General features: G+C 44.7%; 17 protein-coding genes. 12 read left to right on the top strand and 5 right to left on the bottom strand.

What is annotated here, in order from left to right; translation table 11 throughout:
- Nucleotide 1: 1 nt before the first annotated feature.
- Nucleotides 2-907 carry a glycyl-radical enzyme activating protein gene (locus PG915_RS17380; RefSeq protein WP_353499681.1) on the bottom strand — a complete coding sequence of 302 codons (906 nt, stop codon included), beginning with the start codon at nt 905-907 and terminating at the stop codon, nt 2-4.
- Between the two features lie 171 nt (nt 908-1078).
- On the opposite strand from PG915_RS17380, the gene PG915_RS17375 reads away from it, so the two are divergent.
- The gene (locus tag PG915_RS17375) at nt 1079-1753 is read left to right on the top strand and encodes a fructose-6-phosphate aldolase (protein ID WP_353500144.1); all 675 of its coding nucleotides are present in this window, start codon (nt 1079-1081) and stop codon (nt 1751-1753) included.
- A gap of 235 nt (nt 1754-1988) precedes the next feature.
- Here PG915_RS17375 and PG915_RS17370 read toward each other — a convergent pair whose 3' ends face one another.
- Together PG915_RS17370 and PG915_RS17365 are read right to left on the bottom strand one after the other, a co-directional pair.
- A complete protein-coding gene (locus tag PG915_RS17370; protein ID WP_353499680.1) occupies nt 1989-2357 on the bottom strand; it encodes an endonuclease domain-containing protein in 369 nt (122 codons plus the stop codon).
- Nucleotides 2358-2543: 186 nt separating this feature from the next.
- Nucleotides 2544-3074: a dihydrofolate reductase family protein gene (locus tag PG915_RS17365; protein WP_353499679.1), complete on the bottom strand. Its 531-nt coding sequence runs from the start codon at nt 3072-3074 to the stop codon at nt 2544-2546.
- A gap of 132 nt (nt 3075-3206) precedes the next feature.
- Here PG915_RS17365 and PG915_RS17360 point away from each other — a divergent pair, with 132 nt between their 5' ends.
- The 4 genes from PG915_RS17360 (at nt 3207) to PG915_RS17345 (ending at nt 6829) form a co-directional block, all read left to right on the top strand.
- Nucleotides 3207-3776: a TetR/AcrR family transcriptional regulator gene (locus PG915_RS17360; RefSeq protein ID WP_353499678.1), complete on the top strand. Its 570-nt coding sequence runs from the start codon at nt 3207-3209 to the stop codon at nt 3774-3776.
- A gap of 50 nt (nt 3777-3826) precedes the next feature.
- A complete protein-coding gene (gene lhgO, locus PG915_RS17355; RefSeq protein ID WP_353499677.1) occupies nt 3827-5059 on the top strand; it encodes an L-2-hydroxyglutarate oxidase in 1233 nt (410 codons plus the stop codon).
- Nucleotides 5060-5153: 94 nt separating this feature from the next.
- Nucleotides 5154-5576, top strand: coding sequence for an N-acetyltransferase (locus PG915_RS17350; RefSeq protein ID WP_353499676.1), 423 nt, complete (start codon nt 5154-5156; stop codon nt 5574-5576).
- Nucleotides 5577-5659: 83 nt separating this feature from the next.
- On the top strand, nt 5660-6829 hold the full coding sequence (locus tag PG915_RS17345) for a MalY/PatB family protein (RefSeq protein ID WP_353499675.1): 1170 nt from the start codon (nt 5660-5662) through the stop codon (nt 6827-6829).
- 43 nt (nt 6830-6872) lie between these two features.
- On the opposite strand, the gene PG915_RS17340 is transcribed toward PG915_RS17345, so the two are convergent.
- Nucleotides 6873-7418: a TetR/AcrR family transcriptional regulator gene (locus PG915_RS17340; RefSeq protein WP_353499674.1), complete on the bottom strand. Its 546-nt coding sequence runs from the start codon at nt 7416-7418 to the stop codon at nt 6873-6875.
- Nucleotides 7419-7559: 141 nt separating this feature from the next.
- Here PG915_RS17340 and PG915_RS17335 point away from each other — a divergent pair, with 141 nt between their 5' ends.
- Genes PG915_RS17335 through PG915_RS17320 form a run of 4 tightly spaced genes read left to right on the top strand, consistent with a single transcriptional unit; the run spans nt 7560 to nt 9757 of the window.
- Nucleotides 7560-8174 (top strand): hypothetical protein, encoded by a 615-nt coding sequence (locus PG915_RS17335; RefSeq protein ID WP_353499673.1) that lies wholly within the window; start codon nt 7560-7562, stop codon nt 8172-8174.
- Between the two features lie 2 nt (nt 8175-8176).
- Nucleotides 8177-9055: an SDR family oxidoreductase gene (locus PG915_RS17330; protein ID WP_353499672.1), complete on the top strand. Its 879-nt coding sequence runs from the start codon at nt 8177-8179 to the stop codon at nt 9053-9055.
- Between the two features lie 13 nt (nt 9056-9068).
- Nucleotides 9069-9242, top strand: coding sequence for a DNA alkylation repair protein (locus PG915_RS17325; RefSeq protein ID WP_353499671.1), 174 nt, complete (start codon nt 9069-9071; stop codon nt 9240-9242).
- A complete protein-coding gene (locus tag PG915_RS17320) occupies nt 9182-9757 on the top strand; it encodes a DNA alkylation repair protein (RefSeq protein WP_353500143.1) in 576 nt (191 codons plus the stop codon). The genes PG915_RS17325 and PG915_RS17320 overlap by 61 nt, the downstream gene beginning before the upstream one ends.
- 105 nt (nt 9758-9862) lie before the next feature.
- Here the strand turns inward: PG915_RS17320 and PG915_RS17315 are convergent, their stop codons facing one another.
- On the bottom strand, nt 9863-10750 hold the full coding sequence (locus tag PG915_RS17315; protein WP_353499670.1) for a LysR family transcriptional regulator: 888 nt from the start codon (nt 10748-10750) through the stop codon (nt 9863-9865).
- 426 nt (nt 10751-11176) lie between these two features.
- On the opposite strand from PG915_RS17315, the gene PG915_RS17310 reads away from it, so the two are divergent.
- From PG915_RS17310 to PG915_RS17300, 3 genes are all read left to right on the top strand, one after another.
- Entirely contained in the window at nt 11177-14089 is a 2913-nt protein-coding gene (locus PG915_RS17310) for an EAL domain-containing protein (protein WP_353499669.1), read from the top strand.
- 113 nt (nt 14090-14202) lie between these two features.
- Nucleotides 14203-15234, top strand: a complete 1032-nt coding sequence (locus PG915_RS17305) for a metal-dependent hydrolase (protein WP_353499668.1) — start codon at nt 14203-14205, stop codon at nt 15232-15234.
- A gap of 200 nt (nt 15235-15434) precedes the next feature.
- A complete protein-coding gene (locus tag PG915_RS17300) occupies nt 15435-16406 on the top strand; it encodes a calcium/sodium antiporter (protein WP_353499667.1) in 972 nt (323 codons plus the stop codon).
- Nucleotides 16407-16419: the final 13 nt, after the last annotated feature.

Here is a 16419-nt window from a genome sequence, read left to right as displayed (position 1 = left end):
ATTAACCTCGTACGATTACGTTAATATGTGAATACTGCTTTGCGTGCTGTTGCGCGTATTCAAGCAGTTCAGGATTGTTTAGTGGTTTGTCTGTACATAAGTAAGGCATATCGAGCAGACGATATTTGTTGATGCCCAAGGTGTGGTAGGGCAGTAAGTGAATCTCTTGGCAGCTTTCAAGTGACGCTGCAAAATCAATAATGTCGGCCAGTTCGGCCTCGGTATCGTTGAAGCCCGGTACTACTGGCACTCGGATCACAATACGTTTGGCAATAGGAGCTAGCTTTTGAAAGTTCGCCTTAATGCGCTTCAAGGAGCCTTGTGCCCATTGCTGGAATTTTTCTTCGTCGGTGTGTTTGAGGTCAGCAAGCCAACAATCAATAAAAGGCACCGCTTGTTCAACGTTTTTCCATGGAACGTGCATACAGGTTTCAATAGCTGTGTTGACGTCTTGCTGTTTAAGCTCGCTGGCGATTGAAGTAACGAGAGCTGATTGCATCAGTGGCTCACCACCAGAGAAAGTGACCCCGCCACCACTTTGATCATAGAAAGGCTTATCCTTCATTAGCGTGTTGATGAGCATCTCTTCTTTCGCTTCCTCGCCACACACGCTAAGCGCTTGAGTTGGGCATACATTCCGAAGGGCGATGATCTGTGATTGATCAAGCGTTTGACGATTAATCGTAATGTCGCCACTGTTTAGTGACCTTTCAATTGAAGGACAAGCATCGCTACATGCATTGCATTCGGTCAAACAGCTACGCTCATCAAACAACAACGAGTGCTTAGGGCTACGACTTTCAGGGTTCTGACACCATGGACAAGCTAAGTTACAACCTTTTAGAAATAGGATGCTGCGGATACCGTCGCCATCGTGAGTAGAAAATCGTTGTATGTTGAAGTACATGGTTACCTCTAACTTCTCGCGTTTCATTTAAAGTAAATAATTACTTTCGTTTAGTGAAAATTAAATCTTTCATTTGAAGTTTGTTTTGATCGCAATCAAGATCTTAAACATTCGGCAGATCTATATTGTTCACAACATGAGATGGCTCAAATAAAGATCTGAGAGATGACTATGATTGAACTGTATTTAGATACCGCAGATGTAAACGAAACCGCGCGCTTTAACCAATGCTTCCCGCTAAAGGGCATCACCACCAACCCTACGATTGTTGCGAAATCGGGTGAAGGCTTAACTGACACACTAAAGTCAATGTCAGAAGTATTAGGAAAAGAGGCGCGTTTCCATGCTCAGGTGGTGAGCAAAGATGTTGCCTCAATGGTGGCAGAAGCCAAAATGCTTAACGAACTTCCTTACGATATGGTGGTGAAGGTGCCGGCGACAGAAAACGGTCTCGCTGCGATTAAGCTTATGAAAAAAGGAGGTATTCAAGTGCTGGCTACCGCTATCTACACGGCTCAGCAAGGCTTTATGGCTGCGCTTTGTGGTGCAGACTATCTCGCGCCGTACGTTAACCGCATTGATGCCATGAATGGCGATGGTGTTGCAGTGGTGCGCGATATTCAAATGCTAATTGAAAAGAATGGATTGTCGTCAAAGATCTTAGCGGCCAGCTTTAAGAATGTTCAGCAGGCGATGGATGTGATGAAGCTTGGTATCGGCGCGATTACGTTGCCGGTGGATGTGGCAGCGCAGATGTTCTCACATCCAGCGATTGAACCTGCGGTTGAGCAGTTTGATAAGGATTGGAGTGGGGCGTTTGGGGGTAAGCTTTCATTTGAAAGTTAGGGTTTGTGATTTGGTTTTCTGCACCGACTAGCTAACGTTCGTTAATTAGTAGAAAATAGGCGATGTGACGTTAGGAACGAGCAGTGTGTTCTCCCCCTTAATAAGGGGGAGCTAGAGGGGGTGTTCTTAGGCTCTTTTCATATTATTTCAATGATTTAAAAGCAAAGAGCACCCCTCCCAGCCTCCCCTTATTAAGGGGAGGAGTCACAGGCTCGCTACGCATCGCCTTATGTTTTCACCTCTTTAACTCTCTCACCATCTCACGAATCACCTCAACAACCTCATCACACACCTCCAGTACTTCCCGATTGGTAAACCGAATTACTTGAATGCCTCGTGTCTCCAAAAACTCCGCTCGCACCGAATCATGTTCCTGTCCTTCAACAGAAAAATGGCTATCACCATCAACTTCTATCGCCAGCCGCAACTCAGGCGAGTAAAAATCTAACACATAGTCCCCAACGCCATATTGACGTCGAAATTTCGCGCCAACCTTCCCACCTCTCAAAAAATACCAGAGTCGAGCTTCTGCCAAAGTAGGGTTGTTTCGCAGTTGTTTTCGAAAAGATGTTTGGTGAACGGTGTTATACAGCCGAGTTTTCATGACGTTTGCGTGTTGGAAGAATGATACGTAATAGTGAGGAAGTACCGAGCAAATGCACCAGCAGTAAAAGTGCACACTTTGCTGCAGGGCAGAATACCAAGCAATTGATATGTATGTTGAGAACGAAATTTCTCCCACTCAAGCCGTTAGCCTGAATGTGGAAACAGTGAACGTTTACTCTAGGTATTAAACCCTCACAAACCGATTCTTCACAATGCAATCCGCATATCTTTCGGCTGACTCGTGCTTAAACTTCAGCGGTTTATCTAACTCACCAAACAGAGGAATCCCTCCGCCGAGTAGAACTGGAATCGTGCTAATAATCAGTTCATCGATAAGATCTTCTTTGAGGAAACTCTGAATTGTTTTACCGCCATCGATATACAGGTCGTTGTAACCTTGAGCCGCGAGCTCGGCAATGATGGTTTTAAGCTCGCCTTTGACCAAGAAAACTTTTCCTTCAAGACCCTCCGGTACTTCTGTCATCGTATTGCTCAATACAAACACAGGTTTTGAGTATGGCCAGTCACAATCAAAGCTCAATACGATCTCTAGTGTATTGCGCCCCATAACCAGAGCGTCAACTTTGTCCATAAATTCAGCGAAGCCGAAGTCGGAACCTTCTGGGTTTGGAATATCATGTAGCCAATCAACGCCGTTGTTTTTGTCGGCGATATAACCATCAAGACTGGTGGCGATGTATACGATGTTGGCCATGTGTGGCTCCTGAAATTGTTGTCATTTAGATAGTGGAACAGTGCATGAAGCAATGTTTTTGTTCTCTGCAGTCTTGTTCTCTGCTAAAATTCTACAGTGTAGAAATTAATTGAAGTCTAGCTAGGATCACCGATGACTGTCAACTCAAAAAAACGTGGACGCCCAGAGAAAGGGGTGGATGGACTCAGCCAATCTCGTATCATCGAAGCTGCGAAAAAGATGATGCAGACTAACGGGAAAATACCCAGTATCAGAGGGTTAGCGACCGAGCTCAATATTGACGCTATGGCGATCTATCACTATTTCAAAAATAAGGATAGCTTACTCGAAGCCGTTGCTGTTTCTTTGGTGGAAGGGATTTACGAGCCCAATAATGAAACAGCTTGGCAGCAGGAGGTAATGGAACTTGGCTGGAGTTACCTTGCGCTCCTTAGCGAGTATTCCGGCTTGCTTGAAACACTATTCAAAATGCAAAGTAGTGGACCTGCTGAGGTATTCATTGCGCGCTTTAACGAGGTGGTCGAGCCTTTGAATCTAAATGATGATGACAAAACGAATGCGGTGAGTTTGCTCGCTGACTATCTGCATGGATTTGCTTTTTCGATGCAGTTTTCTGATGTTACCGCGCAAGAACAGCGCCGAATTTATGAGGGGTCGATGGCACTTTATTTGAAAGCAGTGACGCCAGTACTTCCTCAGTAGATACGTACAAGGTATGGTGAGAACATTCGAGTAGCTCACAAGGAAAAGTGATGGCAAAAGTCCATGATTTTATAGTGATTGGTGGTGGTATTGTCGGAGTGTCAACGGCTTGGCAGTTAAAACAAAAACACCCTCAAGCATCGATAGTGTTGGTCGAGAAAGAATCGAGTTTTGCCAAGCATCAAACTGGCCATAATAGCGGTGTGATTCACGCGGGTGTCTACTATCAACCCGGAAGCCTCAAAGCGGATTTTTGCAAGCGTGGCGCGGAGGCGACGAAACGTTTTTGCGCTGAGCACAACATTGCTGTGGAGAACTGCGGAAAGCTTTTAGTAGCGACAAACGCAATAGAGAAAAAGCGAATGGATGCTCTCTATCAACGCTGTATCGAAAACGGTATTGATGTTGCGCTGTTGAGCCAAGCAAAGCTCGAAGAAATCGAGCCCAACATCACTGGATTGGGGGCGATAAAGGTAGAAGCAACCAGCATTGTTGATTATCAATTGGTCACACAAACCATGGCAGAGCAATTTCAGTCGCTTGGTGGTGAAGTGTTGCTGTCGACTGAAGTCACTGCGCTAAATGAACAACAAGATTGTGTCGAAATCAATTGCAGGACCAATGGAGCGTCAACCTCTCTGCAAGCTCGTCAATTAGTCGTGTGCGGCGGGTTGATGGCGGATAGATTGGCGTCGATGATTGGTATCGATGTCGACTTTCAAATCATTCCCTACCGCGGGGAGTATTATCAGTTACCAGCCAAGCATCATGACATCATCAGTCATCTCATTTATCCCATCCCCGATCCAGAATTGCCATTTTTGGGTGTGCACTTAACCCGAATGATCGATGGCTCGCTGACCGTGGGACCTAATGCAGTGCAAGGGTTTAAACGAGAAGGCTATGGGCGCATCAACTTTAGCCTTAAAGACACGGTTGATATGCTCAAATTTTTGGGCTTTTGGCGAGTGTCACGCACTCATTGGAAGTCCGGTTTGAGAGAGTTAAAGAACTCTGTTTGGCGTCCGGGTTATCTTCAGTTGGTTCAAAAGTACTGCCCAGCCATCAAGGCGAACGAACTCCTTCCTTACCCCGCTGGTATTAGAGCCCAGGCAGTCATGTCTGATGGCAGTTTAGTGCATGACTTTTTGTTCGCTGAGACCGCTCGCAGCCTGCATGTCTGCAATGCACCATCCCCTGCGGCTACTTCGGCCATTCCTATTGGTGAATACATTTGTAGTAAAGTTGAGGCCAAACTTCAAACTTTAGAAAATATTGAATGATTTCCATTAATGATCATAATTTCCAGCTACTATTGAAGTCGTACCTCGGTACTGAGCACAATACTTTGAGCAAGCTAGGAAATGGAACACCCTCATGATCAGAGAATACAACGAAGCAGATATCGATAGCGTTTTAAAAGTTTGGCTGACTGCGTCTGTCGAGTCTCACGACTTTGTTGAGCCAAGGTTTTGGCACGACAAACTCGATGATATGCGAAACGTCTACCTTCCGAACTCAGAGGTTTATGTTTACGAGCATGCTGGGCGGGTTATTGGTTTTTATGCGTTAACAGATGATCAGCTAGCGGCGCTGTTTGTTGAGCCGCAAGCGCAAGGCGTGGGGATTGGCATGCGTTTGATTATGGATGCACGTAAGAAACGAGACTCGCTTTCTTTCTCTGTCTACAAAGACAATTGCCGAGCGATTGGTTTTTATCATCGCTGCGGTTTTACGGTTGTTGATGAATCGACAGACCCCCATACTGGGCACTTACAATTAACCATGTCTAGCCACTAGCTCTATTGAAATCAACCGTTTAAACTGGCTCTATTGTTTCAAAAATACGCTATCAAAATAGCGTGGTGAGTTAGGGATAGGGCATGTTTGACTTTGATGAGATTGTAGAGCGTAGAGGAACCCATTCAGCAAAATGGGATGAGATGGAAGCGAGCTTTGGCGTCTCTACCGATGATGGCCTTCCGATGTGGGTCGCGGATATGGACTTTAAAGCGCCACAGGCCGTAAATCAAGTGCTTATCGAAGCGGCTGAAAATGGTGTAAATGGCTACTACGGTGATGATTCGCGCTACAAAGCGTCCGTTGTGAACTGGATGAGTAAGAGGCACGACTGGCAAGTATCCCCTGACTGGGTTATCACTTGTGCAGGTCTCGTTCAAGGCACGGCACTCTGTGTTCAAGCTTACACCGAGCCTGGTGATGGCGTTATTCTGTTTACACCCGTATACCACGCGTTTTCAAAAGTCATTAAAGCAAATCAACGTGTTGTAGTCGAAAGTCCTTTGGTTCAAAACCAGGGTCGCTATGAAATGGATCTTGATGCGCTTGAGACGAGCCTAAATGGTAAAGAAAAACTTGTGGTTATGTGTTCACCGCACAACCCTGGTGGGCGCGTATGGACAAAAGAAGAAATCCAAGACCTAGCCAATTTTTGTGCGCGTCATAATCTGGTGCTTGTCGTCGATGAGATTCACCACGATCTGGTTTTCCCTCCTAACAAGCATACCGTCGCGACACTTGCTGCACCCGAACATGAGCAAAACATGGTGATTCTGGCCGCGACAACCAAAACCTTCAATATCGCTTCTGCGTTAACCGGCGCCGCTATCATCCCCAACCCTGAACTTAGAGATAAGTTTAAGTATGTTCTCAATGCAGCGGGCATAGGGCCAAACCGGATGGGAATGTTAATGGCAACTGCGGCATATGAACAAGGTGAAGCCTGGCTAGAGGCTTTGGTTGAATATCTAGATGAGAACCGTCGGATATTTGATGAAGGTATCAACTCAATCAAAAGGCTGAAATCGATGCCACTGGAAGCGACCTACTTGTCTTGGGTCGACTTTTCAGAAACAGGCTTGTCACCTAAAGAGGTCATTGAGAAGGTGCAAAGTGAAGCAAAAATCGCCGCTAACCATGGCTCAACGTTTGGCTTGGGGGGCGAAATGTTCCTTCGGTTTAATTTAGCGACACCACGCTCTAGGGTGATAGAAGCTATCGCTAGATTGCAGCATGTATTCGCTAGTGAGTGATTGATTAAGGGAGGCTTTCGCCTCCCTTTTAGTTGAGAAGACTTTAGTTAATATGCTTGTCAACTAAGTCAGATATATAGGCATCTTTGAGCTCAGAGCCTATCATCAGCTGGTGGTTTAAGAGCCCGAGCATTAAGGTATAGAGCTCGTTTGAGCTTGCAGAACACACATAGTCGCTCAATAGCGCCAAGTATTTCTGATTCGCCACATTCATACTGGGGTCACTCGACACACTTTCATGTCCTATGACGTTGATATAATCAGCGACAAGCTGCATTTCTTGAAAGAACCTTGGAGCAAGTTGCCTCAATATAGCGATGAAATTGTCTATTCGTTGCGGCCGAGAAGCGTCTTTTGCTTTGGGAAAATCGAGTAACGCATCCGAATCATAATTGACCATGGCTTCGGTTGCAGCCTTGAAGAGTTCGTCCTTGCTCTTGTAATAATGGTAAACAGCACTCTTGCTCATTCCTAATAAGTCACATAGCTGGCGCATCCCTACGTTTTTGTATCCATGCTCTAAAAACACGGTCGTCGCTTTGAGGGCTATTTCTTGACGTCTTTTGTCATGATCAACGATTTTCGGCATGTATGTCTCTAACTCTCTGAACTAATTCAATAATAGTACCACAACTTTCATTATTTAGACCAACTGGTCAAAAAAGATCTTTACTCGATCTGGTTAAAGTTATATTTTAAAAAGACCACGTGGTCTATAAAGGGTTTTGCTATGAACATCAATTGGAACTACCCAAAAGTAAGAGGCGGTTTTTGGGGCGGTATTGATAAGTTGATCGGTCCAGGTGCAACTAAAGCTGAGAAGCGAATTCAGCTTTATATTCCAGCTTTAGCTGGAGTCGCAGCCGTTATCTTTAGTAGGGAAGTAAGTTCGTCGCAGAGCTTAGGGCAAGTAATACTATTATTTTTGCTCACGATAGACATCGTGGGAGGCATTATTACCAATGCCACTTCTAGCGCCAAGCGATGGTTTCATCGTGAAGGACAGGGAGTAAGGCAGCATCTCTCGTTTGTTGCTGTTCATTTTGTGCAGTTATCACTGGTTGCTAGCATGTTTTTAGAAGGAGACTGGTTGTGGGTAGCAGTAACGGGTGGCTATATGATGATGGCGAGTTGGGTGATACTGATGACGCCGCTCTATTTGCAGCGACCTATAGCACTCATGATGTATGCAGGCGCGTTATTGTTGTCATTGTATTGGTTTGGGGCTCCAGTAGGGCTTGAGTGGTTTTTGCCACTGTTTTATCTCAAATTACTGGTGAGCCATATCTTGCGAGAAGAGCCGTATCGGCCAGAGTCCGATCAGACTACAAACGAGGAGGTATAGATATGTCACTCACTGCAAAGATATTAGTTGTGGGCGCGACCGGTTACCTTGGTCAGCACATCGTGAAAGAGTTGCGCGTGCAGGGAGCTAGCTTCAAGGCGTTAGTTCGAAATCCCAACAAGTTAGAAGCGCTGGGGTTAGATTCATCGCAGATAGTGAAAGCCCAAGTGACGGATCCCAATCAACTGATAGGTCAATTTTGCGATATTGATGTAGTGATTTCGTGTTTAGGTATCACTCGACAACGTGATGCTGTCACGTATATGGATGTTGACTATCAAGCTAATCTCAATGTGCTTGAAGCGGCAGAAAAATCAGGGGTGAAAAAGTTCATCTACATTTCTGCCTTTGGTGCTGAACGCCATCAAAACGTCAGATTACTTGCGGCAAAAGAGCGATTTGCACGCAAACTCCTAAGTTCAAATGCTTTGAAGCCTTGTGTTATTCGTCCAAATGGTTTTTTTTCTGATTTAAAAGAGATCTACAACATGACAGCCAAAGGAAAAGGGTATCTTTTTGGGCAGGATGGTGTGCGTGTGAATCCGATTCATGGCGCTGATCTGGCTCGATTTTGCATTGAGGCGATTGGTCGCACGGAATTGGAGTTAGCCGTGGGGGGACCTGAGGTACTGTCTACACGTGAGATGATTGAGTTGTCGTTTAGCGCGCAAAGAACAGAGCCAAAAATCGTTGTTCTACCGGATCTTGTTAGGAAGGTTGGGCTTGTCGTAGCGAAACGACTACCAGAAAAATGGGGAGGATCTGCTGAGTTTTTCCTTACCAAGATGGCGCAAGACGCAATCACCCCTCGTTATGGACAACAAACTCTTGGCGACTATTACGTTCGCTGTTTTAATGAGGAGCACAGCGGTAAACAATGAAGGCGGGGTTACGATGCACGATTGGAGTCTCAACGTTAAACAGGCACTGGTGCCTCTGAAAAACAATGATAACGCAATCTTTATGAAAGCGTATATGCGCGATCAATATGAGTTCTATGGGATCCAATCAGGTCCACGACGCGACGCATTGAAAGCACTGTTTTCGAAACAACATGTGCCAGCCTAGATGAGCTTGCTGATATCGTCGACGAGCTTTGGTCTTTACCCCAAAGAGAGTATCAACTCGTCGCTGTCGATCTCCTAATTAAAACAAAGAAGATGTTACCAGAGTTTTACCTCCATCATGCTGAACGTTGGATCACAACGAAATCGTGGTGGGATACGGTGGATATGTTGGCGACTCATATTGTCGCAAGCTTGTTTCAGCGGTATCCAGACGAAACGACCGCTGTGATCAACCAGTGGCGCGAAAGTGACAACATTTGGTTAAGACGTACCGCGATCCTCTATCAGTTGAAGTTTAAACAGAACACGGATCAAACTTTGCTGTTTGCCATCATTGGTGAGAACCAAGCAGACAAAGAGTTCTTTATTCAAAAAGCGATTGGGTGGAGTTTAAGGGAGTATTCGAAGACTCACGCGGCGGCTGTGTTTCAATTTATCGATGCTCAAGGCATAGAAGGCTTGGCTAAACGTGAGGGGCTGAGGTGGCTAAAGGCGCAAAACACAGTGAGTACTTAGTTCACAGCCTACAGGACACCGCCATGTTTGGGTACATAAATATTGTCGTGTCATTCAATCTAACAGATTCAATGTACACGCAATACTACTCGAAACCATAAAGAGTTACCGAGAATGATACTCAGATAGCCAATCTAAGAGTTTTGAGAAGATAGGAACGTCTTCTTTGCCAAAGCAATAAAAAGCGTTTAGCCCGAATGCCATCTGTTTATTGAGCTCCTTTAGTGATAACGCAACTAATTCGCCTCGCTCAATGTATGGTTTCATGTAGTGTTTCGGCATGACAGCCCAGCCCTGATGTTTGAGCAACTCACACAGTAGGTCATTGTTGCTTACCACATGTACTTTCGGCGTGACCTTAGTCGCAGATAGCATGGTATTAAGATCAGTAAAATTCTCAGTGAGATATTGAGTATCAAGCAGTAAGTCTTCAATTTTCAAATCATCATGGTTGGCCAAAGGTGAAGTTGGTCGAGTGAAACAACCTATTTCAATATTGCCAATTGCTTTCCAAGTGACTTCCCGTTCAGCGAAGAGTTGACCCAAATATGGCATCAAAGCGATATCTGCTTTGTCTGTGAGCAGTAAATTCATCGCTTCTTTTCGAGTTCTGTGTAACCAATGAATACTGACCTCAGGGTAATTCTTCGCTATTTCTTGCTCCAGTTGCATCATTAACTCGATAGGCGTGATTACGTCATAGCATATGGTCACTGTGTGAGTTTCAGTATCAAATAGAGTGGTGCTTTGAGCATAAAGTGAGCGGTTTTGCTTTTCTACAATCTTAGCTCGTCGATACAGTTGCGTGGCTTTTTCTGTTGGCTTCGCTTGCTTACCCACTATCTGAAAAAGCGGGTAACCCAGCATATCCTCGTACGCTTTAACATGCTCACGAACGGTGGTTCGAGATTTTGATAACTGAAGAGCCGCTTTGTTGTATGAGCCCTGTTCGAATACTGCAACAAACGCGCTAATTTGCTCAAACGTATGCATGCGGTTAGCCTCCAAAATAATGAACGTCTAACCCTAACACATATGGTTTATTAGTTATGCTTTTACGTGGGGAAATGGTGCGCAGTTCAATAAATCGTACTATCCTAGAGGCCCTATGAAAACAATCAGGTTCAGGTGCTAGAAACCATCAAAGATGGAAAGACTATCTATACATGACAGAAGTGATTTGAGGCTATAAAGGACACACACTAAAAAGTATGAATTTGTACAAGCTGATGAACGAGTGACTGGTCTTGCAGGCTAAAGGGTTAGTCAAGCGAGAAGGGCTGAGGCTACAAGGTATTGTGCTGTCAAACAAAAATAATACCAATGCGGTTCTTCTTTACTACAATTGTTCATACACTTCCCAATTTTGACTATTTTGTCAGTTAACGGAAAAGAGCATTGTATAACAGAGATGAACTGATGCAGTCAGAGTTAATTGACAAGCAGAAGCACCAGAATTCGGTATTTGGTGTTCGCTATGTTAGCGTGTTTGTAATTTACATTGTTTCGGCATTTCTTTTTTCATCATTGAGCCCTCAAAGCCAAATTGTTTCACTGTGGCCTCCGGAAGGTATTGCTCTTGCAGGCTGTATTTTGTGGCAAGCTCGTTTTGTGCCGGCTATCTTCGCAGGTTCGATCATCTTCAATGTTGGGGTGCAAGCAGTCAATGGCACTGACATTGGTGCAATGGTAATTTTGACGTCGTTTGGGATTGGGTTAGGCTCGGCAGTTCAAGCCTGGGTCAACTATCGCTGTTTAGCTTACTTTTCGGTAAATATTATCTCTTCGGCAAGCATACGCAAAGTTACTCTGTTTGTTGTATTTGCCCTTATATGTTGTCTCATCGCTAGCGTTTTAGGCTCTTTTTTCGTTGACCTGTCGCCAACTGAGGGGCTGAGGGATTACGATTGGAGCAATATGCTCATTTGGTGGTTGGGTGACTTTCTAGGCGTTATTGTGATTACACCTCTTGTTTTAGCTTTCCTGAAACCTACTGGCAGGCTGACAAACAAGTTAACTCATTATCGAGCACTGATCTTCTCACTGGTTTTAGTTTTGGTCGTATTAGTTGTTAGTCAAAAATATGGTAACAAATCTTTAGAGTTGAAGAGTCTCAACGAAATCCATATTCGTTCACAATTGATTGAGAAAAACCTTAATCACCAGGTTGAGAACTATCTTAACTCATTGTCATTACTAGCTGTGAAACTCTCTGGGAACAGTGATGTTACACAGGATGAATTTAAACGACTAACGTTGCCACTCATAGAGCAAACTCCAGGTGCACGTGGTTTCTCATGGAACCCAGTTATAGAGCAACATGAATTAGAAGAGTTTGAAAAGAGCACGAATAAGCAGAGTGATTCAAGCTTTAAGATAAGAGGTACACCGTTGAAGCTGGGTGATCCTTTAGTTGTCGTTAAGTGGATAGAACCTTTTGCTCCAAACGAACGTGCATTTGGCTTTAATGTTTTCTCGAATGGAAAACGACGAGAGGCGATGATTAGGGCGCAGAATATTAGTCGTCCAGTCGCTACTGAGACGATACAGCTTGTGCAACTTGACGCGAAGGAGCCTGGGTTTCTCATTTTTACCCCCATTAATCAAGGACCATCGCTTGGTACATCTACTCTTACTCGATCTTTTAATTTATCAGGCTTTGTCGTCGGAGTTTTTGTTGTAGGAGATATTGTTACTGAGAGTCTCAAGAATAGTGAAGTTTCTTATATGAGTGTGAAGATTCTCGATTCTAGTGCTAATGATGAAGTGATTTATCAATATGCACCTATAGGAGTCAGTTCATTTGATGAGTCGATAGAATTCTCTTTTGTTCAACAGATCGCTGAGAGGGAGTGGACTGTTGTTCTATCAGTGTCTCAGGATGTTATTTCAGCACTAAAAGCTGAAAGCTCCATTAAGTTTCTCATTTATGAATCCGCTTTTGGGGCGTTAAGTGTTTTACTCATAATTACTCTTTTCAACTCTCATACAAACTTATTGACTCAGGTGAAGATGCGAACCCGAGAATTAGAGGCATCAAGAGATACACTCAAACATTTTGCTTTCAATGACGCCCTAACAGGTTTGCCTAATCGTAGGATGTTTATAAAGCAGACGAGTCATGCATTGAACTTAGCGACTCGAAACGGCTCGATGGTAGCTATCCTCTTTTTGGATCTCGATAGGTTCAAACATGTTAATGACAGTTTAGGGCATGATTTTGGTGACAAATTGCTTGTTGAAGTCGCGACTAGGCTAACTAATAACTTGCGAAGTAGTGACGTTTTAGCTCGTTTTGGTGGTGATGAGTTTACGATTATGATCGAGAACCTTACCAATGCGGAACAAGCAGTAACGCTGTCCAGAAAGCTTATTGAGGGGTTGCGTAAGCCGATGTTGATTGAGGACGAATCCATTGCTATTTCAACCAGCATTGGCATAGCCACTTTTCCCAAAGATGGAAATAATGTAGATGATTTGATGCGAGCAGCAGACGCTGCGATGTATAAGGCGAAGGAATCATCATCCGGCTATGTCTGCTATACCAATACCTTAAGAAAACAGGCAAGGGAAAAATTGTTTATCGAGTCAGAGCTGCCCCAAGCGTTGATGGGCAACCAGCTCGAACTCTATTTTCAGCCAATTATTGACTTGCGCTCTGGTGAGCATGTCGGTTGCGAAGGGTTATTGCGTTGGAATCATCCTAAGTATGGTGTAATTCCGCCGGACGCATTCATTCCAATAGCGGAGCTTTCAAAAGAGATCCTCCCTATTGGAGCCTGGGTGCTCCGAGAAGTTTGCAAACAGATAAAGTCTTGGAAGAATATGGGGATCGACCATCAAAAAGTGTCGGTAAATGTTTCGGTTGTACAACTTATGTCAGGTCGTTTGTTGAGTGACGTGAAAGCCGCATTGGAACTGTATGAGGTGAACCCCAATATACTCGAGCTAGAGATAACAGAAAGTGTGCTTGTGCAGAATATGGCACAAGCCACGACATATATAACGGAGCTTAAAAAGTTAGGGGTAAAAATAGCTATTGATGACTATGGTACTGGTTACTCTTCACTTGGCTATTTAAAGCAGCTGCCAGTTGATAGTTTGAAAATCGATAAAATTTTCATTGCTCAACTTAAACAAGATGACAGAACCATCGTCAGTTCCACACTCCAGATGGCGAGCGAATTGGGCTTTGAAGTCATTGCAGAAGGCATCCAAACGTCCGAACAAATGAATATCTTAGTAAAACACGGTTGTCGTTGGGGGCAGGGTTTCCTATTCAGTAAAGCGCTGTCGATTGCTCACTACACAGAGTTTTGCCGAAAACAATAATTAGTATGGCGACAAAGTACATGGTTCTGCCTATATCAGGGTGTCCCTTTTTTATATACTCAACGTAAGATTAAACAGATACTTAATATACCGAGAGAGTGTAATTAGACCAAATGGATTCCGTAACTCAGGCAGCCCTCGGGGCAACCGTTGCAGGCGCAATAGCTGGCAAACAATGTAATGCAAAGGTGCTTCTCACTGGCGCTGCACTTGGTACTTTGCCGGACTTAGACGTTGTACTCGACTATGGTGATGCGGTAAGTAACACTATTAAGCACCGCGGGTTTACTCACTCGTTGCTGCTCATTCCTGTATTTTCTCTCATCGTTAGTTGGCTATATTGCAGGTTTAGACCTGATGCATTTTGGTCCTTTAATCGTGTCTTTCTTTTGGTTCTGAGTGTTCTGGTGACTCACGTTGCTATCGATGCGATGACGACCTATGGTACTCAGCTGCTGTGGCCAATTCCCGGTTACTTCGAAGTGGGGAATATCTTTATCATCGATCCTCTTTATACCTTGCCACTTCTGCTCGGTATAGGCGTTGCACTGTTTTCTCGTCACCGAGGAGGGCAGTGGTGTAAAGCGGTTGTAGTCGTGTCGAGCTTATATCTAGTTTGGGGCTATGCTGCGCAGCAAGTGGTTGCCGATAGAGTAGAGAAGAACTTGGCTGCGCAAAACATCAGTGATGAGCAGGTATTGATTACCCCCTCTCCATTTAATACGTTGCTATGGCGCGTGGTGGTGGTTGAAGGCGATCAGTACTTCGAAGGTTTGGCATCGTTACTCGATTCTGACAGCCAGATTGACTTCATCCAACGCTCGCGTGGTAAGTGGCCGCTTGAAGAAAAGCCAAAGACTCTTGAAGGCTTAGAAGCCTTCTCTCATGGATTCTTGGGTTATCGCCAAGACCAAGACAAGCTTATTGTGTCGGATTTAAGATTAGGTATGGCAGACAGCTTAGCGTTTGAATTCGTTTTTGCTAAGGAAACATCTGATGCAGGCTGGGAGCTGTTAGAAGCGCCAACCAGGTATCCTAGCGAGCGTAGCTTGGATCAAATCTCAGTACTCTGGGAGCGTATGTTAGGCAATCAAGAGATTGATGCAAACTTGCAGCAAGTGGCTTTAAACAAAACCAACGATTAACAAGAACAATGCCCAGCGTTGGGCATTTTGAAGCATGTCATAAAGACGAGTCATTTTAGGCTCGTTTTTTATCGTGGCGATTAAAATCATTATTTGACAAAGCAATTCATGTAAGTTCACTATTCCCGTCCTAAAATTGTCACTGGAGACAGTGACTTGCTTGTCAAAATTACTCATCTTTCCCTATTGAGGACACGGATATGACACTTGCCGCTCTGGCGATTCTAGTTGGTTTTATCTTATTGGTTTGGAGTGCAGATCGATTTGTTGATGGTGCGGCAGCCACCGCGAGTCACGCAGGCATGCCTCCTTTGCTTATCGGTATGGTGATTGTTGGTTTCGGTACCTCAGCACCGGAAATGGTGGTCTCTGCAATGGCTGCAGCTGAGGGCAACCCTGAGCTAGCTTTAGGGAATGCGCTTGGTTCGAACATTGTTAACACCGGACTTATTTTAGGTGTCACCGCAATCATTGCGCCAATCATGGTGCAATCTGTCATTGTGAAAAAAGAGTTGCCGCTACTATTCGCTATCAGCTTACTGCTTGGTGCACTGCTTTGGAATGGTGTACTAGGGCGCGGAGAGGCGGCGATCCTGTTGGTGGGCTTTTTCAGCCTTATCAGTTGGAGTATCTATTCGGGAATCAAGGGTAAAGGTGACCCGCTAGAGACCGACACGCAGCAAGAACTTGAAGAGAAAACCATGTCATTAGGCAAAGCAATTTTCTGGCTTGTACTAGGCCTTGTTTTGTTGGTGGTGAGTTCACGTATTCTTGTTTGGGGTGCAGTAACCATCGCTCAATCTCTTGGTATTAGTGACTTGGTGATTGGTTTGACGATTGTTGCATTAGGTACGTCTTTGCCAGAGCTGGCGGCTTCTATCGCAGCAGCGCGCAAGGGTGAGCATGATATTGCGATTGGTAACGTAGTCGGCTCGAACATGTTCAATATCCTAGCCGTAGTGGGTATTGCAGGCATGATTTCGCCAATTGCGAATGTGCCAGAGGCTGTTCTGTCTCGTGACTGGTTGGTGATGATGGCGATGACGGTAGCGCTGTTCTTTATGGCTTACGGGTTTGGTCGTCAAGGGCGCATCAACCGATTTGAAGCAGCATTGTTGCTTACAGGTTACGCTGCTTACAATATTTGGCTTGTCGTCTCTGTTACGGCTTAATTGCTAGCTGTTT

Source organism: Vibrio sp. CB1-14 (assembly GCF_040412085.2).
In the GTDB taxonomy this organism is placed as follows: Bacteria; Pseudomonadota; Gammaproteobacteria; order Enterobacterales; family Vibrionaceae; genus Vibrio; species Vibrio chaetopteri.
This window is presented reverse-complemented; position numbering and strand designations above follow the sequence as displayed.